At 54.3% G+C, this 24,701-nt stretch carries 18 protein-coding genes; 15 read left to right on the forward strand and 3 right to left on the reverse strand.

The features are described from left to right. The first annotated feature begins 4 nt into the window (after positions 1-4). On the forward strand, positions 5-736 hold the full coding sequence (locus M2120_RS00245) for a ZIP family metal transporter (protein WP_280796737.1): 732 nt from the start codon (positions 5-7) through the stop codon (positions 734-736). Between the two features lie 3 nt (positions 737-739). On the opposite strand, the gene M2120_RS00250 is transcribed toward M2120_RS00245, so the two are convergent. Next, positions 740-1,633, reverse strand: coding sequence for an alpha/beta fold hydrolase (locus tag M2120_RS00250; RefSeq protein ID WP_280796738.1), 894 nt, complete (start codon positions 1,631-1,633; stop codon positions 740-742). A gap of 168 nt (positions 1,634-1,801) precedes the next feature. Between M2120_RS00250 and M2120_RS00255 the strand changes: the two genes are divergently transcribed. The 11 genes from M2120_RS00255 to M2120_RS00305 all read left to right on the forward strand — a co-directional run bounded on the left by M2120_RS00255 (position 1,802) and on the right by M2120_RS00305 (position 17,441). Continuing rightward, positions 1,802-3,298 (forward strand): NCS2 family permease, encoded by a 1,497-nt coding sequence (locus M2120_RS00255; RefSeq protein WP_280796739.1) that lies wholly within the window; start codon positions 1,802-1,804, stop codon positions 3,296-3,298. Between the two features lie 110 nt (positions 3,299-3,408). Beyond that, positions 3,409-3,942, forward strand: a complete 534-nt coding sequence (locus tag M2120_RS00260) for a hypothetical protein (protein ID WP_280796740.1) — start codon at positions 3,409-3,411, stop codon at positions 3,940-3,942. Between the two features lie 251 nt (positions 3,943-4,193). Continuing rightward, entirely contained in the window at positions 4,194-4,751 is a 558-nt protein-coding gene (locus M2120_RS00265) for a hypothetical protein (protein ID WP_280796741.1), read from the forward strand. A gap of 21 nt (positions 4,752-4,772) precedes the next feature. Next, entirely contained in the window at positions 4,773-5,501 is a 729-nt protein-coding gene (locus tag M2120_RS00270; RefSeq protein ID WP_280796742.1) for a DNA alkylation repair protein, read from the forward strand. Positions 5,502-5,624: 123 nt separating this feature from the next. Further along, positions 5,625-6,947 carry a S1C family serine protease gene (locus M2120_RS00275; RefSeq protein WP_280796743.1) on the forward strand — a complete coding sequence of 441 codons (1,323 nt, stop codon included), beginning with the start codon at positions 5,625-5,627 and terminating at the stop codon, positions 6,945-6,947. A 77-nt stretch (positions 6,948-7,024) separates the two neighbouring features. Then, positions 7,025-8,044, forward strand: a complete 1,020-nt coding sequence (locus M2120_RS00280) for a glycosyltransferase family 2 protein (RefSeq protein ID WP_280796744.1) — start codon at positions 7,025-7,027, stop codon at positions 8,042-8,044. Between the two features lie 3 nt (positions 8,045-8,047). Further along, entirely contained in the window at positions 8,048-8,845 is a 798-nt protein-coding gene (locus M2120_RS00285) for a CDP-alcohol phosphatidyltransferase family protein (RefSeq protein WP_280796745.1), read from the forward strand. 49 nt (positions 8,846-8,894) lie between these two features. Next, positions 8,895-9,731 carry a glycosyltransferase family 2 protein gene (locus M2120_RS00290; protein WP_432418520.1) on the forward strand — a complete coding sequence of 279 codons (837 nt, stop codon included), beginning with the start codon at positions 8,895-8,897 and terminating at the stop codon, positions 9,729-9,731. A gap of 41 nt (positions 9,732-9,772) precedes the next feature. After that, positions 9,773-11,002 (forward strand): CDP-glycerol glycerophosphotransferase family protein, encoded by a 1,230-nt coding sequence (locus tag M2120_RS00295; RefSeq protein WP_280796746.1) that lies wholly within the window; start codon positions 9,773-9,775, stop codon positions 11,000-11,002. Positions 11,003-11,067: 65 nt separating this feature from the next. Then, positions 11,068-14,238 carry an ATP-dependent DNA helicase gene (locus M2120_RS00300; RefSeq protein WP_280796747.1) on the forward strand — a complete coding sequence of 1,057 codons (3,171 nt, stop codon included), beginning with the start codon at positions 11,068-11,070 and terminating at the stop codon, positions 14,236-14,238. After that, positions 14,235-17,441 carry a UvrD/REP family DEAD/DEAH box helicase gene (locus M2120_RS00305; protein WP_280796748.1) on the forward strand — a complete coding sequence of 1,069 codons (3,207 nt, stop codon included), beginning with the start codon at positions 14,235-14,237 and terminating at the stop codon, positions 17,439-17,441. Before M2120_RS00300 ends, M2120_RS00305 begins: the two co-directional genes overlap by 4 nt. Here M2120_RS00305 and M2120_RS00310 read toward each other — a convergent pair. Then, positions 17,381-18,445, reverse strand: coding sequence for a phosphotransferase (locus M2120_RS00310; protein ID WP_280796749.1), 1,065 nt, complete (start codon positions 18,443-18,445; stop codon positions 17,381-17,383). The genes M2120_RS00305 and M2120_RS00310 overlap by 61 nt on opposite strands. Positions 18,446-18,528: 83 nt before the next feature. Between M2120_RS00310 and nudC the strand changes: the two genes are divergently transcribed. Both nudC and M2120_RS00320 read left to right on the forward strand, forming a co-directional pair. After that, positions 18,529-19,506: an NAD(+) diphosphatase gene (nudC, locus tag M2120_RS00315; protein WP_280796750.1), complete on the forward strand. Its 978-nt coding sequence runs from the start codon at positions 18,529-18,531 to the stop codon at positions 19,504-19,506. Further along, complete coding sequence (locus tag M2120_RS00320) at positions 19,503-21,218, forward strand: ATP-dependent helicase (protein WP_280796751.1); 1,716 nt, start codon at positions 19,503-19,505, stop codon at positions 21,216-21,218. The genes nudC and M2120_RS00320 overlap by 4 nt, the downstream gene beginning before the upstream one ends. Positions 21,219-21,993: 775 nt before the next feature. Here M2120_RS00320 and M2120_RS00325 read toward each other — a convergent pair. Continuing rightward, on the reverse strand, positions 21,994-23,349 hold the full coding sequence (locus M2120_RS00325; protein ID WP_280796752.1) for a zinc-dependent metalloprotease: 1,356 nt from the start codon (positions 23,347-23,349) through the stop codon (positions 21,994-21,996). A gap of 172 nt (positions 23,350-23,521) precedes the next feature. On the opposite strand from M2120_RS00325, the gene M2120_RS00330 reads away from it, so the two are divergent. Further along, on the forward strand, positions 23,522-24,691 hold the full coding sequence (locus M2120_RS00330) for a YlbL family protein (protein ID WP_280796753.1): 1,170 nt from the start codon (positions 23,522-23,524) through the stop codon (positions 24,689-24,691). Positions 24,692-24,701: the final 10 nt, after the last annotated feature.

Here is a 24,701-nt window from a genome sequence, read left to right on the forward strand (position 1 = left end):
ACATATGAACGAGTGGCTCACCGCAGCAGGCGCAGGTCTGCTTGCTGGTGGTGCACTCCTGGTGGGCGCACTGATTGCCTGGTTCGTTAATGTTCCACCGCGGGTGGTTGCCAGCATCATGGCATTTGGTGCAGGTGTCTTGATTTCCGCATTGGCTTTTGACCTAGTTGGCGAAGCCGTCGAAGAGTCTGGCATGTGGCCAACGGTGTCAGGTTTTGCTGTCGGCGCTGTTGTGTATGTGGGCGTGAATATCCTTTTGGATGCTTGCGATGCACGTAACCGCAGAGGATCTGCAGAGGGTCCCGGTACAGGAACAGGTATTGCCGTTGGAGCACTGCTCGACGGTGTTCCAGAGTCCATGGTGCTGGGTTTGTCCATGCTGGCAGGTCACGGAGTGAGTGTTCCCATTCTCACGGCGGTCATCATCTCGAACTTGCCTGAGGGCCTCTCCAGCACGGCAGAGCTGAAAGCTGCTGGAAAGAAGCCTCGCTTTGTGTTTGTGCTGTGGGGCGGAATTGCTTTGGCTGCCGCCATCTCGAGCCTCCTAGGTTTCACCATCTTGGCTGATGCCCCGGTTGAGCTGACAGGCTTCATCACCTCTCTGGCAGCAGGGGCCATGCTGGCCATGATTTGCGACACCATGATTCCTGATGCTTTCCGCAAAGCTCACAACTACACCGGCTTACTCGCGACTCTGGGCTTCTTGGCCAGCTTTGTTATTCACCAGCTGGCCTAGGTATTAGTGCTCGTCCCAGAAGGTTGCCAACAACTGAGCTGAGGCATGGGTGCGATCAGCATGTGCTGAGTGTCCTGCATTCGCAAGTACCCAGTAATCCCCACCAAGTTGCTCTGCCATTTCGCGTTGCATGGGGATAGGCCACGCATCGTCATTAGCGCCGTGAGAAACCAGAACAGGAATGTCGGTTCGTGAAAGCTCAAGCGTGCGGTTCTCTTGATTGATCAAAATGTTGATGCCTGCTTCAAGCTGGGCAGGGTTCGTGCTCATCAGGCGGTCGTAGTAGTACTGCTCAATCACGTTGAGCTCACCCTTGATGTCCGCCTCGGGGTCTTTACCCAGAGCAAGTTGGTTCCCAACGAAGTAAGCACGGGGCCCGTGTTCGAGCAAGCCATCACGTTGCTCGTGAAGATCTCCACCCATGTTCTCTGGCCCTGAGTTCCACATGGTCAAACTGGCGAAAGGGGAGTGGTCTTGAAGGACTGCCTCAATGGAGACCACGCCGCCGAAACTGTGGCCAAGTATATGAATGTCCGTTCCCAAGCCCAGTGTGTCAATGAGTTCGTGAATGTCTTGGCCAAGGCGGGAGAGTGCATAGCCGTCGACACTGTCGGGGCCTTCAGAGAGGCACTGGCCACGTTGTGAAAAGGAAACGACTTTGTAACCTCGTTCGGAAAGGGGCTGGAGCAACATGTTGAAGGTGTCTGCTGAGCTGGTGTATCCAGGAACAAGCAAGGCAGTGCCGACGTGTTCACCCACAGGCTCAATCGTGATGGTGGCGAGCTGATATCCATCGACTAGCACGTGAGAGCGAGTAGCGCGAGAGGGAAGTTGATCCGCCAGGGTTATGCCCTGGCTTTCCAGGGTGATGCCGTTAGTCGGGATGTTCCTACTCATAGTTCAATGCTATGTCAGGAAGTTAAACACCACATCTGGTGGTCACATACTCAGAAATTCACTTCAAGTAGTGGTTAAGACTTTCCGGCGAAAAACTCTAGGCAAACTCACAGGCAGGTTATTCTGGAACCTGTAGTTCCCTCATCCCTACTCAAAAAGGAGAACGGTTTGTCGTCCTCGACCACCGAAAAGCCCAAGTCGGGCTTCTCAGCAACACTCGATCGCTACTTCGAAATCACCAAGCGTGGATCCACCATTGGTACGGAGTTCCGTGGCGGTCTCGTCATCTTCATGACGATGGTTTACATCATCATCCTGAACCCCATCATCTTGGCATTCAGCCCCGACGTTAACGGCAACGTTATCGGCGGCGGTTCAGCTGACGCCTTCCAGTTCGCTCCTCAGGCAATTGCTTCGGCAACTGCACTGGCTGCAGGTCTGATGACCATCGCGTTCGGTCTGGTTGCTCGCCTTCCCTTCGCTATCGCTGCTGGTCTGGGTATCAACTCATTCCTCGCGGTAACCCTGGTCAAGGACGTCACCTGGCAGGAGGCCATGGGCCTCGTTGTCATCGACGGTATTATCATCCTGATTCTGGCTGTCACCGGTCTTCGCACCATGATCTTCACCGCTGTTCCTGCAGCGCTGAAGACCGCCATCACCGTGGGTATTGGTCTGTTTATCGCATTCATCGGTCTGGTTGACGGTGGTCTTGTTCGTCGCACCGACGAAGGACCAGTTCCCGTTGGACTCGGTGTTGGTACCTCTCACGGCATTGGTCTTCCCACCACCATCTTCATCATTGGTGTTCTCACCATTGCTGTTCTGATGGCACTGCGCGTTCGTGCAGCAATCCTGATTGGTCTGATCTCGACCACCGTTATCGCGATCATCGCAGAAGCGATCTTCCAGGTCGGCGGTAAGTTCGTCAAGGGCGAGTTCGTTACCCCATTCGGTTGGGACACCACCATTCCTGGTCTCCCCACCAGCGTGTTTGCTGTTCCTGACTTCTCCACCATCGGTCAGGTGAACCTCTTCGGTTCCTTCGAGCGCATCGGTGCACTCGCTGCAATCATGCTCGTGTTCACCCTCGTGTTCTCGAACTTCTTCGACGCAATGGGCACCATGACCGGTCTTTCCAAGCAGGCTGGTCTTGCTGACAAGGACGGTAACTTCCCACGTCTGAAGTCCGCACTGGTTGTTGAAGGTGCTGGTGCTGTTGTTGGTGGTTTCACCTCGACCTCTTCCAACACCGTCTACATCGAGTCCGCTTCGGGTATCGCAGGTGGTGCACGTACCGGTCTAGCAAACGTTGTTACCGGTGTGCTGTTCCTGATCGCCATGTTCTTTGCACCACTGACCTCAGTAGTGCCTATCGAGGTTGGCGCATCGGCACTGGTAATCGTGGGTGCGCTTATGATGGCTCAGGTTGTTGACATCGATTGGAAGGACTGGAGCGTTTCGTTCCCCGCCTTCCTGACGATCATCATCATGCCTTTCACCTACTCGATTGCAAACGGTATCGGTATCGGGTTCATCACCTGGGTTATCGTCCGCGCATTCGCTGGTAAGGCGAAGGAAATCCACCCAGTACTGTGGATTGTTGCAGCTGGATTCGTGCTCTACTTCGTATCAGCACCTCTGACTGCAGCCTTCGGCGGCTAGTCGCACAACACTCGCACGAGCGGGAGGGCCTTCGGGCTCTCCCGTTCGTCATTTAACCCTGTGTGGATAACTTCTGAGGCAAACCCAAGAAGTTCAGTAGGTTTCCACACATGCGCGTGAAACCGTTATTCCTTATTCCCATAGTTGCTGTTGCTCTGGCTGCCTGTTCGACACAGGCAACTCCGAAACCACAGACAACACAAGCAGCAACTGAAAAGCCACTCTTCGCAACAGATGAAGAAGCGCTCGCAGCAGCTCAAGCTGCCTATGCCAACTACTTGGAAGTATCGGACCAGATAGCCCGTGATGGCGGAGCTAACCCTGAGCGGTTGAAGGGGTTGATCTCTGCAGGGTTGTATAAAAGCCAACTAGATACGTATTCAACTGCTGCCTCAAATGGGTTAAAAGCGGTAGGTAGCTCAACTTTCAATCACTTCGAATTGCAAAATCGAAACTCAAACACACTTACTAATTATGTTTGTCTAGATGTCTCCAACATCCGTGTTGTAGATAGTGCGAATACAGATCGAACGCCGGTAGATCGACCAAACATTCTTCCTTTGGAATTAACCTGGTCGGAAGATTCCGGTGTTTTGATTCTTCAAACGAGTGACGTATGGTCTGGCACAAACTTCTGCTCATAGGCCTTGTCCTCGCTTCAATAGTTTCCTTTCCGATGTCTTCCTTGGGCGCTTCGAATAGCTGTCAAGGGGGAGCATCTGTATTTGGTGGTTGTACCGGCGCCCAAACCTCCAACAACTCTGTAGATGTCTGGGCGAGGTCTACTACTCCTGGTGGTTCAAGTAGTGCGGTGGTGCCTGCTGGCAGAAGCACGGGAACTAGGTCATCACAACCTCAGACTTACTATCCATCCGGAACAGTTACTTTCAACTGCTTGGCTAGGAAAGCAACTATTGCGAGTTGTCGTAGTACTCCAGCTCCTGCAGCAGTACCCGTCTACTACGCCCCTATTACGTTGGCAGATCTGGCTAACTTTGTTCCTCAACAGGCCACTCTCACTTCTCAGCCTCGTGGCTGGACAGTGGTCAATCTGAACACTAACTTCATTGCCGGGGCTTCAACCCACGTGGTTTCGGGATCCTTGATGGGAAATAGTGCTGAGGTTCGTTTTACTCCTCACGCATATGACTGGAGCTACGGTGATGGCGCCACCCAAACCACCAGTGTTGCTGGTTCCAGGTGGGATGTTCAGGGGTTACGTGAATTCTCACCAACTGCTACTAGTCATGTTTATGGTTCATTGGGTTCTTTCACTACCTCTGTTTATGTTCGCTACGGCGTTGAATATCGAGTGGGTGGGGGAGCATGGCTTCCTGTTGACGGAGAAGTATCCAGTGCGGCAACCACAACCGTGGTTATTGTTCAAGGTGCTGATACCGTGCTTGCCGCCCGTGATTGTTCTCAAGTTGGTGTGACGAGGAGCTGTCCCTAACTTCAGCGCTATCGTGGTGGTGTGTCCAGCGCCAGAGTGAGTGAATTGATTGCCGAACTTCAGGGTGTGGCAAATCCTGCAATTGCGGAACATTCTCAGCGCTATTTCAAAACTGGGCCGGGCGAGTATGGCGAGGGTGACATCTTCATTGGCATTCGGGTGCCCGTCACTCGTTCTGTGGGCAAGAAATACAAAGACCTGTCGCCGGATGAAATCTATGAACTAGCGCAGTCCGAGATTCATGAAGTGAGACTGTGTGCTGTTCAGATCTTGGCAGAGCAGTTCAAACGTTTAAAGAATGTGGTGCAACAGGGTGAGTTATTCAACCTGTTGTTAGAGCTTGTCTCTTCTGGCCGAGTGAATAACTGGGATTTGGTCGACTCTTCGGCTCCCTATGTGGGGTCATATCTTGTTCATGTTCCAGACTCGGCACAGCTGCTTGATTCGTGGTCGTCTTCTGAGAACTTGTGGCAGCGGCGCACAGCTGTGATGTTGACGTTTGCTTTGATCCGAATGGACATCTACGAGCCAACAATGACTCTGTGTGAAAAGTTGTTGACCGATACTCACGACCTCATTCACAAGGCAACTGGATGGATGCTGAGGGAAGTGGGGCGCCGTGATCGTGGTGTTTTGCGCTCCTTCTTGGATTCTCATGCCTCGGTGATGCCTCGAACCATGCTCAGATATGCCATTGAACAGATGGAACCTCAGGAGCGTCAACACTATTTGGGGATGAAGTCGCGTTAGCCTGAAGTGGCACAGCAACCAACCTGAATCTGCTCAAGAAACACTCAGATAACACTCAGCTTGGTCATAGCTTCCACACAGATTCATCAGGAAAGCTAAGAGTGCTTGAAAGGAGCTTCTCGAATGGTTGAGAACAACGACAAAGGTATCCCTGAGTATTACTTCCCTCCCGTGGGTGGAGAAACTCCACCACCTGCAGCACCCCCTGCTGCGGAGCAGGTAGTGCCAGAAACCTTCGTTGGACCAACTGCTATTCGTGAACGTAACCAGAGCAAGGTTGCCCCACTCGTTGCTGTTGCCGTTGTTGCTGCCCTTGTAGGCGGTATTGCAGGGGCCGGTGTTGTCGCAGTCATGGGTGCTCAAAACTCCAGTAACTCAGCTTCTAGTGCAGTTCAGGGCATCACCATTAACGACACCGACGAGGTCTCAACTGTCACAGCCGTTGCCGCCAAAGCCTCACCAAGTGTTGTCACCATCTCTGTGACCGGCACTGATGGTTCTGGGACTGGTTCAGGAGTGATCTTGAACAAAGAGGGCTATGTCCTCACCAACAACCACGTGGCAACACTGGATGGCGCATCTAGTGATGCCAAGATCACCGTGCAGGACAACGACGGCAACATTTACCCTGCCTCCATCGTGGGAACTGACCCGACGGTGGACATGGCAGTACTCAAGATTGAAGGAACAGGAACCTTCACCCCCATTGAATGGGCTGACTCAAGCAAACTCAACGTGGGTGACCTCACCATTGCCATGGGTGCACCCCTTGGTTTGGCAGGAACCGTGACCACCGGAATCGTTTCTGCATTGAATCGTTCCATTCAGGTGGCCAGCTCTGCAGTTCCAGACTCATCTAGTTCTGACTCGGGTAGTGGCGACAGCTCCAACCCCTTCAACTTCGACTTTGGCCAGGGCCAGTCTCAGGCTCAAACCCAGAGTGCTTCTATCTCTATTCCTGTCATTCAGACAGATGCCGCCATTAACCCTGGAAACTCCGGTGGTGCACTGCTGGATTCCAAGGGACGGTTGATTGGTATCAACGTCGCTATTGCGAGCGCTGGATCCTCTTCTGGACAGTCTGGAAGCATTGGTGTGGGATTCGCCCTTCCCTCGAACCTGGCAAAGCGCGTCTCTACAGAATTGATTGAAAACCAGAAGGCTTCACACGGTCTGCTCGGAGCTCAAGTCTCAGATGCGGCAACCAAGGACGGCAGCACCGCCGTGGGCGCCTACATCGAAAAGGCCGTTGATGGCGGAGCAGCAGCAAACGCAGGCATCAAGGCAGGTGACATCGTGACCCAGTTCAATGGGGTTCGTGTCACAGACGCTAATGACCTCACTGCGTTGGTGCGCACCGCAGCAGGTGGATCTGAAGCAACCGTGGTGGTCAACCGCGACGGAAAGCAACAGACCATCAAGGTTCAGCTCGGCACACTCAAGTAACACGGAGGGCATCAGCTAACCAGGGTAAAAGGCCAGCTCTTGGTAACCTAGAACTCGGCCTTCTACTCAAGGACCTCATGTCTGCTCTTGGCTCAGCGCCCATCCCTGCAACACCGCTTCCCGGTGTTTCATATGTGATGCCTGTGCTCAATGAAGTTACCCATATTCGTGCAGCTGTCGCGAGTTTGTTGGAGCAGGACTATGCCGGCCCTATGGAGGTCACCCTCGCCCTAGGGCCAAGTACGGATGGCACCAATGAGCTCGTTGCACAGATGTGTGCAGAGGATCCCCGAATCCACTCGGTTGATAACCCCGCTGCCGCTACGCCTGTGGGAATGAACCTCGCCATCAAGGCCTCGAGCTATCCGATCGTCATTAGAGTGGATGCACACTCGGTTCTTCCTCGTGACTACGCCAGCATCGCTGTCGAAACGTTGCTGCGAACCCAAGCGGACAATGTCGGCGGCATCATGGATGCCCAGGGAACCACTCCCTTTGAACGTGCTGTTGCCAGGGCATATGACACGAAGGTGGGGCTCGGCGGAACACCATTCCACGTCGGCGGTAAAGAAGGTCCAGTAGACACTGTTTATCTAGGTGTTTTCAACCGCGAAAGTCTGCTCACCGTCGGCATGTTCAACGAAGAGATTCGTCGTGGTCAAGACTGGGAACTCAACCGTCGCATCCGCGATGCCGGGGGACTGGTCTGGTTTACTCCCAAACTCAAGGTGGTCTATCGGCCTCGGACCTCGGTGAAAGCTCTGGTCAAGCAGATGTATTCCACCGGTTTATGGCGAGGAGAGCTTTCACGCCGTTTTGGCAGTGGATTGCGCTACTTCATTCCACCGGTGATGGTGCTGGCTACCGCGTTGGGTATCGTGTCTGGACTACTGGGCTTCACTCTGGGCTGGGTTATCCCAGCGGTCTATGTTGCCTTCGTGGTGGTCTCCACTGCGGTGTATGGCCGGGGCATGGGTCTCAAGGGACTCGGGTGGTTTCCACTGGTCCTTCCCTGTATTCATTTCGCCTGGGGTGTAGGTTTCATCATGAGTTACACCAGACTCAGCACCAATATTGCTGGCAAGAGCGGAAGGTAGAACGTGGACAAACCCACCTCTCTTGCTCAGTTGCGTGAAGTAACACAGCCTCCCGAGGTTCGTACCCGTGCCAATGCAGAGCACTGGGTCGCTCACCTGTATTTACGTGATCTCTCTCCCTATGTCACCTGGGTTCTTCTCAAGACACCTATCTCGGCTAATGGTGTGACCGCGCTGATGATTCTGACCGGCTGGGCCACTGCGTTAGCACTACTGATCCCCGGTATCTGGGGACCAATTCTTGCGTTGCTTCTGGGGCAGCTGCAGATGTTGATCGACTGCTGTGATGGCGAGGTTGCGCGTTGGCGCAAAACGAAGAGCCCGGCTGGGCACTTCCTCGATGCAGTAGGTCACTACACAACCGAAGCCCTCATCCCTATTGCCCTCGGTCTTCGCGCAGCGGGCTTTGCTGATAACTCACGACCCATCAACTGGATGTGGGTAGCTCTTGGCGCATTCCTGGCCATTGTCATCATCTTGAACAAGGTGCTCAATGACTTGGTTCGTGTGGCACGTGCCATGTCTGACCTGCCAAAGCTTGCAGATGCGAAGGGTGCAAACGCACCTCGACCTGGCATGGTTGCCACGCTTCGCCGCATGGCACGATTTGTGCCCTTCCACCGGATTTACCACTCGGTTGAGCTGACAATTATTGCTTTTCTGGCCATGCTTGTGGGCATTGTGATTGGTCAGCTCGTGGTCAGCCAGATCTTGGTTGCGATCTTGCTCCCGCTGTCGATTCTTGCCATCATCGGTCACTTTGTTGCCATCATGACGAGCTCTCGTGTCCGAGTTGCTTAGTCCCACACAATTTGGTGTCAGGCCCCGCGTTGGCGTCGTGGTGCTCACAATGGGGCAACGTCCAGAAGATCTTTCACGAGCGGTCAAGAGTGTTCTTGCGCAGCAGCTTGTCTCACTCGACATCGTTGTGGTGGGAAATGGCTGGCGTCCTGAATTCCTTCCCGGAGGAGTTCGTGGACTACATCTTTCGGAGAATCTCGGCATACCTGCTGGTCGCAATGCCGGAGCACAACTCGTGCAAGGTGACTATGTTTTCTTCCTCGATGATGATGCGGAGTTGGCAGATCCACTCTTTCTCACCGAGGGGATATCAAAATTACAAGCCGATTCCTCGCTGGGGTTGATTCAGCCTCGCATTACTGATCCAACGGGTAAGCAAACCCCACGAAGGTGGATTCCGCGCCTTCGAAAAGGTAGTGCCACAGACTCTAGTTATGTTTTCTCTGTGCTTGAAGCTGCCGTGTTGATGCCCCGCAGAGTATTCGATGACATTGGTGGCTGGGGAGACCCCTACTTCTATGCCCACGAGGGCATCGAGCTGGCTTGGCGGGTGTGGAACGCAGGAAAGACCGTGTGGTATGCCGGTGACATGGTTGTTCACCATCCTGTGACTTCTCCTACACGGCATGCAACCTATTACCGACTCAATGCCCGTAATCGTGTGTGGTTAGCCAAGCGAAACCTTCCTCGAATTCTGATTCCCTTCTATGTGTTCACGTGGACGGGGGTTCAACTTGTTCGCTCGGTTAGATCTGGGGGAAAGGGTCTGGGTTCCTGGTTTTCGGGGTGGATTGAAGGATGGCGCACAAACCCCGGTGGGCGCGTGGGGATGAGATGGCTCACGGTGTGGCGCATGACACTGGCGGGACGTTTCCCCATCATCTAGTGCCATCAGGCGCTCTTTCTGAAGCAAGTTAGGCTAAAACTATGGGTTTGATTCAAGATGCACGGTCAGCAACGACTCTGCTGTCCAACGCTCTCAAAGGTCGTCTTCGTCGAAAAGAACTAGCTCGCAAGCTTGAGGCAAACCCTCTTCCAGATCACAACTTTAAGGTCGGCGTTTACTTTGCTGATGGCGAAGTAAACCTCTACCAGGTTCGCCAGTGGTACAAGCCGCTGGAGGAACTGTCAAAGACCTGGCCTGTTGTCATTCTCAGTCGTAATACCTTGGGTGCTCTGGCGCTGTTGGACGAGTCACCAGTTCCCGTGGCGTATGTCCGCACGGTTGTGGATTTGGAAGAGTTCATCGCAGATCAGGACTTGCACGTCATTCTCTATGTGAATCAGAACGCACGTAACTTCCAGATGTTCCGTTACGGCAGCCGTTTCCATGTCTTCATCAACCACGGTGAATCCGACAAGATGTATATGACCACCAACCAGTTCAAGGCATATGACTACAGCCTGATTGCTGGTGATGCTGCTCGAGAACGACTTCAGCGCGTGCTGTGGGATTACGACTTTGATAAGCGTGCGATTCCTATTGGACGCCCCCAGGCTGATTACTACAGCGGAACCGTTCCTTTTGAACCTGATGGTCGTGAAGTTGTGCTCTATGCCCCTACCTGGGAGGGTGACCGCCCGGCTGCTGCCTACGGTTCTGTCGAGACGCACGGTCTAGCTCTGGTGGAGGCACTCATTGCCACCGGTAAGCACCGCGTGATTTACCGCCCCCACCCTCGAAGTGGCGCAGTGGACTTTGAATACGGTCAGGCAAATGACCAAATCAAATCCCTGCTGCGTCGAGCGAATGCGCATGACCCTTCTGCCAAACACGTCGTGGATGAAGGTGCTGAACTCGGTTGGCAACTGTCGGTGGCAGATATGGCCATTGTGGACATTTCTGCCATGGTTTATGACCGTTTGGCAGCGGGTAAGCCACTGATCATTACCCGCCCGGTCAATCCTGAAGCTGAGATTGATGAGGGTGGTTACCTCAGCGATTGCGAGTGGCTCGATGCCGACAAGGCAGGAAACATTGTTGCTCAGATCGATTCCATCGAGCATGATCCACAGGCCCAAGAACGTTTAGCAAAGTGGTGCAAGCACTATTTCGGTGACATCACTCCCGGTGTTCCCACCAAGCGTTTCCATGAAGCCATCGAACACTTGATGCGCGAGTGGGACAAGCACGCACAACTGCACGCACGGGACTAATTCGTAGCTGGCCAACTCCGGCTTGTTTCCGCGGGAGTGTCCGTGGTTCGCAGTAGCTTAGGAGTGTGGCAAAAACGGGGTTCATCGCACGTGAAAGTGTTGGTGCACGCCCTTTTGTTGCAGATGAGATTCAGGCACAGTTACTGGCTCTCCCTACACATTTTTCTGCAGCAGTCATTGGCTCTCCAGGCACGGGTAAAACGAGAGTTCTCCTCGAACTCGTTGCGGCGAGGGTCACGGCAGGTACTAACCCTGACAACATCGTGGTGCTCAGTCCCAACCGTGTTGCTGCCTCTCGCCTGAGGAACTCCTTAGGGTTACGCCTGGGTATTGCCACTAATGGTGCACTGGCTCGAACACCTGGATCTCTCGCCTTTGCACTTGCCCAGGAACATGCACTTTCTACAGGTCAAGCAGCTCCTCGGATGCTCACCGGTAGTGAGCAAGACAGCATCATTGCTGAATTACTCCTCGGGCACATCGAAGATGGCACGGGGCCTTCATGGCCAGACCCACTAGTCCCCGAAGTTCGGCAACGACGAGCTTTCCGAAGCGAATTACGTGATCTCATTGCACGCAGTACCGAGATGGGCTGGACACCTGCCGATTTACGGTTGCAAGGAGCTACTCGTGAACATCCTGAGTGGGTTGCTGCGGCCGAATTCTGGAACGAATATAGGGATGTCATTGCAGGCTTCAGAACCGAATCTTTTGATTCCTCTGAAATTTTGTCCATAGGTGCCACGGCATTAGCTGATCCTGCCGTCATGCCCTCTGTTGAACTTGTGCTGGTAGATGACGCACAAGAACTTACCCAGGGCGCAATTCGTATGTTGCGAGCATTTGCCGCCCGCGGTGTGCCCATAGTCATTTTCGGAGACCCGGACATTACCTCGACAAGCTTTCGCGGAGCCCATCCAGAAATGTTGGGGCGCTTCGGAGTTGAGCTTGGTATTCCCAGTGACTGTGTACAGAGCTTCACCCTGGAATCGATTCACCGACATGGCCCACTCATTCGCGCTGCGGTGCAGAAAACTACCGAGATGGGTTCAGCGCTGGCAGGGTCTCAACGAAAAGCGCTCTCGGTTGTTCCCGATGAGGTAACCACTCCGGTTGTGGTGTTGGAGCGTTCGTCAAAAGTGGCAGAGACCACCGCTATTGCACGCCAGCTCCGAGAAAAACACATTCTGGGCAGCACGCCATGGTCACGCATGGTCGTGGTGGTCAGAACGAGTTCTCTTGTTCCCCAGGTTGCCAGGGCACTAGCCGTTGCTGAAGTCCCCACGAAAACTTTGCTCTCTGAGCGTTCCTTGAAAGAGCACCCCGCTGCGTTAGACCTCATTGCAGCAATTGCGGTTGCGATGGGACGAATGGAACTGACTCCCAATGTTGTCAATGACTTATTGACCTCACCCATGGTGGGTCTCACCGTGTTGGAATTGCGCAGGATCCGTCTTGCGCTGCGTCATGAGGAACTCGCGAACGGGGGAGTGCGCACAGGGGAAGAACTGCTGATGGCTGCCTTGAGTCAGCCCGCTGATCTACTCACCTTGGATTTTGGCCCTGCCCGTCGTGCTGCACGATTTGTGGAGACCCTGCAGATGCTGCGAACTCAGATTGCTGCAGGAAACTCCATCGAAGAACTCTTGTGGACAGCTTGGGAACGCAGTGGACTGGCCAAGGCGTGGGGTGCGGAGGCGCTCAGTGCAGGACTGGTCGCAGACGATGCTAACCGCAACCTTGATGGTGTGATGGCGTTGTTCACTTCCGCAAAGAGGTATGTCGAACGATTCCCTGACCGACCGGCTGCAGATTTTATTGCCGAGCTACTTGACGCTGATGTCCCAGAAGATACCTTGGCCCCGCAAGCTCAAGCAGATGCTGTCTTAGTGTGTACTCCTTCAGCGCTCATCGGTACCGAGTTTGATGTGGTGGCTATAGCCTGCGTGCAAGAGAACCTGTGGCCTAACCTACGGCCACGCGGCTCGTTGTTGCACGCCCAAGACCTCGCTGGAGATTCTGTCGGTGTTGACATCGATTTCGTCGCAGCACGCAAGGACGTGCTTGATGATGAACTGAGAATGTTTGCTTTGGCTCTTTCTCGCGCAACGCAATCTGTCATCCTGAGCGCAACAGCCAACGATGACACCTTGCCGTCGCCCTTCCTCCGCCGAGTCCACGGCGCAGTTTCACAACATTCACAGGCCGTAGAAGTGCCACCTGCCACCACATTGAGTGAATACCCTCTCACTTTGAGGGGCTTGGTGGGCTCGCTGCGCAGGGCACTTACTCTGGCTCTTCGCCGCGGAGAAGAATCGACCCGGGTCGCACAGATTTCTCATGCTCTTGCCAAGCTCTCTGCTGCACAGGTTCCTGGAGCAACGCCGACAGATTGGTATGGCCTGCGTGAGCCATCCACGACAGAGCCACTGGTAGACCTCAGCATTCCAGAGAATTCTGTCTCCGTTTCCCCATCAAAGCTCGACACATGGGAAAAGAATCAGCTTGCTTGGTTTATCGAGTCAGTGGTGGGCAGAACTACCAGTTCCTCTCAAGGAATCGGCACCATTATTCACAAGGTCATGGAAGATGCCAGTGCAGATGGTGCTCCGATTGATGCCGATTCACTCTGGGAAGCTGTTGACCAGAGATGGCATGAACTGTCCTTCGACGCGCAATGGCTCAGTGTGGGCGAACGCAGGCGTGTGCGAAAGATGATTGATGCGGTGTCGCAGTACCTGGAGAACTTCTCGAGTGAGAACAAAACCCTTCTCGCCACCGAAGGTGGGTTCACCTTGGAGTTGGGGAATGCAACATTGCGCGGGTACATCGACCGCATTGAACAGGACACCGTCGGGCAGGTGGTCATTGTTGATCTCAAAACCGGCAAATATGAACCCCGCATGAAAGATCTTCCTGAACATGCACAGCTTGCCTGCTACCAATTAGCCTTGACCGAAGGGGTGCTCGAGAACGTTCCTGAAGGCTCTCTAAATGGCGGGGCCAAGCTGATTTATGTCACTAATGGAAACAAGGGCAAGCTCTACAAGACCATGCCTCAGGAAGCATATGACGATGCTCAGATCCAAGGCATTCGAGACCGTATTGAACAGGCGGCTGTTGGGATGGCTGGGAACGAATTCGTCGCACCCATCGCCATCGAGGAAGAAAAAGGAAATCCTCACACTCGTTACGAATTCCGCATCCACACGGCATCGGCGGTGTCAGCATCATGAGTGAAAACATCACTGCACGAGAGTTGGCCGATCGTCTAGGTCAGTTTGCTCCCACCCCGGAGCAGGAAGAGATTATCCAAGCTCCGCTAGAGCCTGCTCTCGTGATTGCCGGTGCCGGTAGTGGAAAGACCGAGACGATGGCGAACCGTGTGGTGTGGCTGGTGGCCAACGGCAAGGTAAGCGTCAACGAGATTTTGGGTATGACCTTCACCCGCAAGGCAGCTGGTGAATTAAGTGAACGTATCCGCGGGCACATTGCCAAGTTGGTCGCCCAAGGTCTGGCCCCTGCAGGCATGGACGAGCTTGATCAAGCCACCGTGACGACCTATAACTCATTCGCCAATCGCATTTATTCGCAGTATGCGGTGTTGATTGGACGCGACCCAGATGCCACGGTGCTCGGAGAAGCAGCTGCTTGGCAGCTCGCTCGTTCCATCGTGAAAGAGAGCACAGGGGAGGTGCTCTCCGATCTGGATAAGGGCCTAGACACTGTGACCGATGCTGTGTTGCGCCTCTCTCGTGCAATCGCCGATAACGTGGCTAACCCTGAAGACATCGTCTCCTTTGCCCACTCTCTTGATCAGCACACCTTAGCCATGCCCGTGGATGCGCCAGGTAGTAGAAAAACAGCGGCCGTTGATGCATGGCTCAAAGCTCGGGAAGTGGGCACCACGTTGCCAGCCCTTGTTGATTTGGCCATGGAATTCTCTGCAGCAAAGCGTCGACAGGGACTGATTGAATACAGTGACCAAGTCGCTCTGGCTTTAGAAATCTGCCAACGCTTCGACAGCGTTGTGGAAGATTTCAGGAGCCAGTTCAAGGTTGTTCTTTTGGATGAATATCAGGACACGTCCGTTGTTCAAACCCAGTTACTGAGTCTGCTCTTTGCCCAGACTCCCGTAATGGCTGTGGGTGACCCACACCAATCCATTTATGGTTGGCGTGGAGCGTCGGCAGACAATATTGAACAGTTTGGTGCCGCATTCGGTAATGGGCCAGCCAACATCATGAACTTCTCACTCTCCACCAGTTGGCGTAACCCTGTGAGTGTGTTGGCGGCAGCCAATGTGTTGGTGCAACCCCTCACTGCCAAGACACGAGTACCCGTTCTCGAACTCCACGCCAAAGACAGTGCTCCGCTCGGTGAACTGGACGTCAGTGTCACAGAAACTATTTTCGATGAAGCACAGGCAGTTGCCCTGTGGCTGATGGAGAGAGTCAACGACACCACCACATCAGCCCTGTTGTGTCGCTCACTCAAAGGCATAGAACCCTTCAAACGAGCACTGGATGAGCATGGTGTGCGCTATCACGTGGTCGGTTTAGGCGGGCTTCTTGATGAGCCTGTCATTGTCGACCTTGTCTGCACGCTCCGCGTTCTTCATGATGCGAGTGCGGATTCAGAACTTGTTCGTCTGCTCACCGGTGCACGCTGGGCAATTGCCCCCAAAGACATCGTGGGCCTAAGTTCAATTGCGAAGTGGATGAGCGAACGTGATCACCGCCAGCAACAACTAGCCCCAGAAGTGCGCAAGGCACTCAAAGATTCAGTTGTGTCAGAAGATGGTGCATCACTAGTTGACGCTGTGGACTTTGTCGTTTCCGCCCCTGAAGGCCACACAGCACTACAGAATCTCTCTGCTGCCGGACTGGCACGTATCAAGGAAGCCGGTGAGCAAATTGCCCGGTTGCGTCGCCGTGTGGGTGTTGATCTGCGTGAACTGGTCACGATTGCCAATCAGGAACTCCTGCTCGATATTGAAGCGGTTGCAAATGAATCAGCAGCCACTGCACTATCCAGCCTTGAAGCCTTTATGGAACCTCTGAGTGCCTATGTTGATGGCGAAGATCGTGCCACGCTCGGAGGTTTCCTCAGCTGGCTCAAAGAGGCAGAAAAGCGGGAGAGACTCAGTCCACAATCAGCTCCAGCAGAGCCCGGAACCGTCCAAATCATGACCATCCACGGCGCTAAAGGTCTCGAGTGGGATGTCGTTGCCATTCCTCGCATGGTGAAAGACGAACTGCCCGGAAACAGAACACGTGCTGAGCATTGGCTGGGGTTCGGCAGATTACCGTTCCCCTTCCGAGGAGATGCCCTTCACCTTCCGATCTTCAACTGGCGTTCTGCAACAACACAGGTTGAACTGGGGCAACACTACGACGAATTCGTCGAAGAAGTTCGTCTTCGATATGACGATGAACAACGCAGACTTGCCTATGTTGCACTTACCCGCGCCAAGCACAGCCTGCTATTGTCGGCATCTTTTTGGGCACGCCAGGTTTCACCACGCTCACCGGGAGTATTCCTGCAAGAGCTCGCTGCTGCCGGTCTTCTCGGCCAGCCGTTGCCCGAAGCCCCCGAGAATGAGGCAAACCCTCTCGGAGATTCTGAAGAGACCGTGATGTGGCCACTAGATCCGCTGGGTTCCAGGCGTGACATTGTTCTGCGGGCTGCAGAAGCTGTGTATCTTGCCGACGCCTCTACTCCAACGCCATGGGATTCTGAGATTGATTTGCTGCTGGCAGAGCGTGAACGCAGAACCAATTCAGACGTTGAGATTCCTCTACCTGAACGTATTCCAGCATCACGGTTTAAGGACTTCATTGAAGATCCCCAAGCAGTTGCGAGAAGTCTTCGCAGGCCACTGCCTGAACGCCCCTATCGTGCAACTGCGCTGGGAACTTTATTCCATTCCTGGGTGGAAGCACGTTCTGCCGTGACCACCCACATTGACCTCGTGGATTCACATCCAGGCGAACTCGATGGCATGGATGACAACGCTCTGGTCTCAGCTGACGAGGCAACGTTGCGTGCGCTGAAAGAAACATTCGAGCACAGTCAATGGGCAACTCGCAAACCGGTTGCAGTCGAGCTGGAAGTCAATGTTCCGCTGGGTAACAGCATCATCATCTGCAAGATTGATGCCATCTATGAGGTTGAGGGCTCACAGGGGCAGCGCTTTGAAATCGTGGACTGGAAGACCGGTAAAGCACCTAAGGATGCGGCCGATCTGGAACTGAAGCAATTCCAGTTAGCGCTCTATCGACTTGCCTATGCCCGTTGGTCTGGAGTGCCTGCAGAGAACATCGATGCCGCCTTCTACTTCGTTGCAGAAGACACCGTGATTAAGCCAGAACGTATTTACTCTGAGAGTGAGTTGGAAGAGCGCTGGTCGTCAGTAACTGGCTCCATGCCACGGTAACGGCTTGTTGCATCACCTGGGGTCTCGTCCAGAAGTTCAACAACCTCGGTCACTGTCAAGACAGGTGCAGTATCGGTGCCGATGGAGTTTGTGTTTTCTTGGTGAACGCTGTCGACCAGACGGTCCAGCATGTCGATAGCGTCATCAACGATTTCTGGGCTCTTTTGCTCCACGCCGTGGAGCAGCCAGCGGGCAAGCTCCAGCTCGGAATACAGCGTTGCACGCTGGCGAAGCTTGGGATCGACCAGAGAGTGTCGTGAATCTCCGTAGGCGGCAAAGGCTGCATCTTGGGATTCAATTGGTGCATTGATAATCCAGTGCATGTCTGAGGCGGGGTCTCCCACGCGAAGAGCCGCCCAGCCCAGAACACCAGAGATGGAATCTGTGCCAGCGATGAATGAGTCAGCACCCAATGAACCGTGAATCACGGTCGGATCAAAGAGCCACAACGAGTTGTCATTCACCGCTTCTTGCCAGCGTGCTGATAAAGCTGCAGGCAAGAGTGCGGTTCCCCGAGCTTTGGACACGAGATCGCGTGTTTGACGCTGAATGTCCTGTGCTGAGAAGAAAGGCAGACCAGCATCTGAAACGAAGTGGGTGGGCAGGGAGTGAATAGAAGCGATTGAAGACCCAATTGAGGTGGGAAGTCCTGAATCCAAGGTGAACTCTGCCAAGGAAAGCTGGTGACCGTGGAGGAATTCGAAGACAAGCCCAAAGGTCTTGCCAATAGGCGCACGGCCAACAAGGGTGGGAACATCAAAGCTCAGGCGGGAACGGATCCCTGCGGTCATGGTTTCCAGAGCATACTTCTCTGCACCAAGCTGAGCCTCAGCTTCGGCAGAGTTAGGAACACGAACAATGAGCTCACGACCGGTCGCATCGGTGACGATGGCAGCAAAGAAGTCACCGTGCATTCCGGTGGAAAAAGCCTGGGCTTGAACGGGGTCAAAACCGGGCACTGCCGCTGTAGCCAACGCCGCTAGAGTGATATGAGATCTGGCCATGAAATACAGGCTAATTCGCGGATGCGCTTGTGGCTCTCAACGCCACGCATCCAATGCCCTACTGATACCCGTAAACGAGTGCAATGACTGAAGATTTCACACAACGGTTAACGTTGTCTCGTCACGCCACGGATCGACGGGCAGATCTGCGCACCAGACCTGGTTTGCTGGAAGAACTTGCTCAAGACGCCAGAACCCGTGTGATTGTGTTGAACAATGGCAAAGCGTTAGTGAATGCTCATGCTCTCGTCACGTTCACACTTGAACAACTCTCCGCGGTCACAAATACTTCCGAGCAGGAAATCATCTTCTTAGGTGTGAGCACCGAAGAGGCACCGAATGAGCCTGTGGGAACGCCATTCCTCGCGGTGAGTGTGGATGAGAGCGTTGCCCGCGTGCTGGCCCCTGATGCTGAAAACTGGGGTGATTTGCGTGCGCTGGGACATGTACTCAGTGACCGTGATGCTGGGCTATTCACCCAAGCACTAGCCTTGGCGAACTGGCACCGCTCACACACCCATTCTGCTTCGCATGGCCACCCCACTATCCCTGTTCATGCCGGGTGGGTTCGCCAGCATGAAGACGATGACTCCGTTCAAGTTTTCCCCCGCACAGACCCCGCCATCATCGTGTTGGTCACCGATGAGCAAGATCGTGTTCTGCTTGGCAACAATGCGATGTGGGAAGGGAATCGATATTCACTGCTTGCAGGGTTCGTGGAGCCTGGTGAATCTCTAGAAGCCGCTGTGATTCGAGAAGTGTTTGAAGAATCAGGCGTGGTGGTAACAAACCCTCGCTACATGGGCTCACAGCCCTGGCCTTTCCCACAGTCACTCATGTTGGGCTTCACTGCGCAGGTTGCAGCAGGGTTTGATCCGGAAAACCACGTACCTGACGGCGAAGAGATTCTCTCCTTGAAGTGGTTCTCTCGCGAGGAGCTCAAGGCCAGCATTGGTGAGATTATTCTGCCGGGCAAGGTCTCGATTGCTCGCGCACTGATCGAGCACTGGCTCGGTGAAAATCTCGATCACGAAGATGCCTGGCTGGGGCGTCAGTCATGAGTGAGATCAGTTCTGCATCGCCGGAAGAACTACTCGCTGGTCTTGATGAAGACCAGCGCACAGTTGCACAAGAGCTTCACGGGCCTGTGTGTGTACTTGCAGGTGCTGGAACAGGTAAAACGAGGGCCATCACTCACCGCATTGCCTATGGTGTTGCAACGGGAACCTATTCTCCCGATCGAGTTCTCGCACTGACATTCACCAATAGGGCCGCCGGTGAAATGCGCACACGTCTTCGCCAACTCGGAGCAGGACCTGTTCAAGCCCAGACGTTCCATGCGGCAGCACTTCGACAGCTTGGGCACTTCTGGCCCAGGTTTGTTGGGGGAGAAACTCCCAAGATTTTCGAATCCAAATCACGACCACTGGCAGAAGTGGCAACGGGCTTAGGTCTGAAGCTGGACACCGCCACTTTGCGCGATCTTGCCTCAGAAGTTGAGTGGAGAAAGACCAGCAACCTGAGCCTGTCCAGCTATGAAAAGCGCGCCTATGGCCGAGCAATGCCAGGAAACCTTGCTATTTCGGATGTTCTTGCAGTGATGAACGGCTATGAGGATCTCAAGGATTCTCGTGGACAGATCGATATGGAAGATGTGCTCCTGCTCACGGCAGGATTACTTGAATCCGAGGCAGCAGCGGCCATGGAAGTGCGCGAGCGTTACCGCTTCTTCGTAGTTGATGAATACCAGGACGTATCTCCCTTGCAACACCAACTCTTGGATTTGTGGTTGGGCGATCACCGCGACTTATGCGTGGTGGGGGATGCAAGCCAAACTATTTATTCCTTTACCGGTGCAACTAGTGAGTACCTCCTGAACTTCGGGTCAACCTACCCCGATGCACACGTGGTGAAACTGGAGACGAACTACCGCTCCACCTCTCCAATCGTGTCGGCAGCGAATGCATTGATGCGGGAGCGCCCAGGAGCACTGACGCTCACGGCAGCAACCCCACAGGGCAGCGAGCCAACACTCACTGAATATCCCAGTGACGCTGCGGAAGCTCGAGGAGTTGCAGCCAAGATTGCGGTAGAGATTGCTGCCGGAGCACTGCCCGAAGATATTGCAGTGTTGTATCGCATCAACGTGCAGGCAGTAGCTGTGGAACAAGCGCTCGCAGATCTGGGCATCAGCAGCACTGTGTATGGAGCTAAGCGCTTCTATGACCTCCCTGAAGTCAAACAGGCCATCCTTGCTCTTCGGGGAGCATCAGTATCTGTCACAGGCGAACCACTGTTCAAGTCTGTCAGCGACGTGTTGCGCTCGGTGGGGTGGACCCAAGAGGCTCCACAGACCACCGGCGCATCCCTAGCTAAGTGGGAAGCACTCAACGCCCTGATGGTGATGGCAGATGAAGCACCCGAAGGAACAACTTTCCGGGCCTTCACAGATGAATTGCTTGCTCGGCAGGCCGCCCGCCATGAACCCACGATGCATGCCGTGACTCTTGCTTCAGTTCACTCGGCTAAGGGTTTGGAATGGGATTCGGTCCACCTGATTGGGCTCAGTGAAGGTTTGTTCCCGATTAGCTATGCGCAAAGTATGGAAGCAGTTGCGGAGGAGCGCAGGCTTCTCTATGTCGCCATTACCCGCGCCCGGAAGCAGCTCTCACTGTCGTGGGCTCAGCAAGGAACTGGCCGCGCCACGAACCGAGAACGCTCACGTTTCGTGGCAGAGCTTGGCATGCACAATCTGGGTGCAAAGCGTAAGTAGCTTCTTCCCGGGCACCGTTTGTCCAGAGCACCAGGGCAGTATCTGTAGAAATCGGAACTTCCGTTGGGGTTTGTATCCACCGGGCAATGGTTGCTGAGATTTCCACATTGAGCAGGGGAGTCTGACTAGGTGCGGGAGTATTCAAGAGTTGGCTTGCCATCGCAATCCAGCAGCTATCTCGGTCTCGGTGGGCCAGTTCTATGCACTGCTGGCAGGGGTAGTGGCTGATTTCTGCAGGTGAACGAGGCGTGGTTCCTAATAGTGGTCCTATTCGAGCAGATTCATCACTAAAGACAACCGGAAGGTGGGGAATGTCCCTGGAAAGCCAGGCGCCAGGACGGTGGGGTTCGAGCACATACTCACCAACCACAATGGCCAGATCGCATTTACCCGCAGTGTGTGCTGATGCCCTGACTACTCGGTGTCCCAGAGCAATCAGCAGAAGGCCCAGTGAGTCCACGAACGGTCCCGTTCCATCAAGAGCGATCCGCCAACTGGGGCGAGGTTTCTCCTGCCCTAGCGCAGGTGAAATGACGGTGAGGAACGCATCGGTCTCATCAGGCGTGAGACCACATTCTTCGGCAACCGTCGGAAGTGAGGCATTACCGAAGCCTGTTCGCAGAGCACTGAGAAATCTTTCCTCAGCTGGATAGAGCTGGGGAAAGACAGCACGTGGATTGTCTAACCCAATTTGGATGGAGGTTGGGGTTCGCCAGATGAGCGGGAGCGCAGTAGTGATTTTGTACATGCAGCGAAGAATGCTGCAAAAACAGATTTACTGTTCAGATTCATCCACAGGTGGGATGTTGCCCTCGAGTAAATCAGCCAAAGCTCGGTCCATGTCGTCTGGCTCTGCCACCTCGCCACGAGCTGTTGCTTCCAACTTGGCAATCAGTGCAGCAGGGTTGTCGAGGTCATCCCCAGTAGGCATGACGTCGGGGTGGGACCAGAGTTCATCACGTGCATCTGCACCCACAGCATCGGTTACTTGCTGCCAGAAACTGGTTGCTTCACGCAGGCGTCGTGGGCGAAGTTCAAGTCCCACCAAGGTGGCAAATGCCGATTCTGCAGGCCCACCTGAAGCACGGCGACGGCGCACCGTCTCTGCCAGAGCGCCTGCACGAGGAAGCCTCGAGGTCGCCGAAGAGGTGACTACATCAACCCAGCCCTCAATCAAGGCAAGTTGCGTTTCGAGTCGGCCCAGTGCAGCAAGTTGTTCTTCGCTCTTGGGCGGAATGAGTGCACCGCTGGAGAGAGCCTCTCTGAGCTCGTCAGGGTTTTGTGGGTCAAAGTTTCCGGCGATGTCCTCAACCCGGCTGAGGTCGATAGTGATACCCCGGGCAAAGTCCTGAATAGCCGAAATGAGGTTGAGGCGAAGCCATTTGGCGTGACGGAACAGGCGGGCGTGAGCAAGTTCACGAACGGCTAGGTAGAGATGAACCTGGTCCATAGGGATGTCTAGTCCCTCGCCGAACTCATCCATGTTCTGAGGCAACAGAGCCGCATGGCCTTCATTCAGTAGCGGAATCCCCACGTCACCGCCAGAGACAACTTCGGTGGAAAGCTGTCCAACGACCTGCCCTAGCTGCATGGCGAAGAGGGTGCCCCCGATTTGTTTCATGAGCTGGGATGCCCCAGCAATCATGCCCTTCATCTCTTCCGGCGCTTGATCGGTGAGAACACTGGTGAGTGCGTGAGAAATACTGTTCGCAACAGGCTCCGCCAGCTGAGTCCACAGTGGCATCGTCTGCTCGATCCATTCCAGCCGTGTAATCAAGGCAGGGGTGGTGGAAAGCCCCGAAATCGAAGTTGCTTCGGCAAGCCAGAGGTTGGCGATATGGAATGCCTGGTCTATCTCTGCGCGTTGAATTGCAGTCACCGGTTTGACCGTTGATAGCGCTAAAGATTTTGCTTGCTCCATGGACATGTTCCAGTTGATGCCCTCGCCAGAGGTGCTTGCATTCATTGCTGCTTGGAACTGTCGCATGATGTTGGCCAGGCTGGCTGGATCATTCGGTAAGCCCGCAGCAGCAGCGAGTTGGCTGGCGTCTACGCCCTCTTTGCCCGAGAGGATGTCGCGAATCATGTCGCGGAAATCGTCTTCGGGGGAGCGTTCGTTCTCGTCCGACATGAGCAATCCTTTTTAGGTCAGTAGTTCAACGCTAACCCCCTCGCGCTGTGAATGGCATGAATACTGGGAGAAAACACGTGCGCTGGGCGCGAACATGCGGGAAATACCCAGCAATACCTGACAATCTGTAACTACTGGAAAGACCAAGCACGCGAGAAAGGTGAACACCGTCGTGACACTCTTCCGTGCTGATGAACATGGGCTGCCAGAAGGCCAAACCGCACAGCCGAAAACCAAGGCTCAGCGCCGTCGAACCCTCGGTGTGACTCTGCTCGTTGGTTCGCTCGTTCTCGCAGTGGGTCTTGCTGCTGTGCCCTCGGCATATGTGATCGAACAACCAGGTCCATGGTTCGACACCCTTGGCACGGTCTCTGTGCCCGATCCGAATGATGATTCCAAGAAGGAAAAGATTCCTCTCATCACTATTGATGGAATTCAGACGTTCCCCACGACGGGAGAGTTGGATCTGTTGACGGTGTCGGTGTTGGGTAATCCTGATCAAACTCCTTCCTGGCTTGAAGTTGCTGGCGCCTGGTTCGACCCATCCAAAGCTGTTGTTCCAATGGAATTGATCTTCCCTAAGGATGAGACAACCAAGCAACGTGAAGAGTCCAACACGGCACAGATGATTGATTCTCAGCAAGATGCCATCGCGGCTGCGTTGACCAATCTTGGCTATGACGTGGTGGTTGGCGTTGAAGTTCTGGGCTTCACTAAGGACTCCCCAGCAAAGTCTGAACTTCAGCTCGGTGATGTCATTACCGCATTCAACGGGACCGCAGTGGAAAGTGTTCCGCAGCTTCGTGAGCTTCTCAAAGCAAACGGCGCGGGTGTTCCTGGCACCGTCAGCTTCCTACGTAAGGGAGTGGCGACCGAAGCACAAGTTACACCTGCCGATGTCGATGGGAATGTTGTTCTGGGGATTGGCGCCAAGGCGAAGTATGACTTCCCCTTCGATGTGAGTATTCGACTCGATGACGTCGGTGGCCCCAGTGCTGGCATGATGTTTGCCCTTGGAATCATTGACAAACTCACTCCGCACGATCTCACCGGCGGTAATCACTTTGCCGGTACGGGAACTATTGATGCTCAAGGAAACGTCGGACCTATCGGCGGAATTCAACAGAAACTTTATGGCGCAAAAAAAGCAGGTGCTACATATTTCCTTGCACCGGCAGATAACTGTGACGAGGTCGTAGACCACGTTCCTGACGGTCTTCAGGTGTATTCCGTGAAGACCCTGGATGATGCGCTCAAAGTCCTTTCTTTCGTTGATATGCACGGAACCAAATCGGAAGCGATGAATGCCAAAATGGGCATGCTCGCAACCTGTAAGAATTAGTCCCTAACCC

This window comes from Aurantimicrobium minutum (genome assembly GCF_029893825.1).
Lineage (GTDB): Bacteria > Actinomycetota > Actinomycetes > Actinomycetales > Microbacteriaceae > Aurantimicrobium > Aurantimicrobium minutum_C.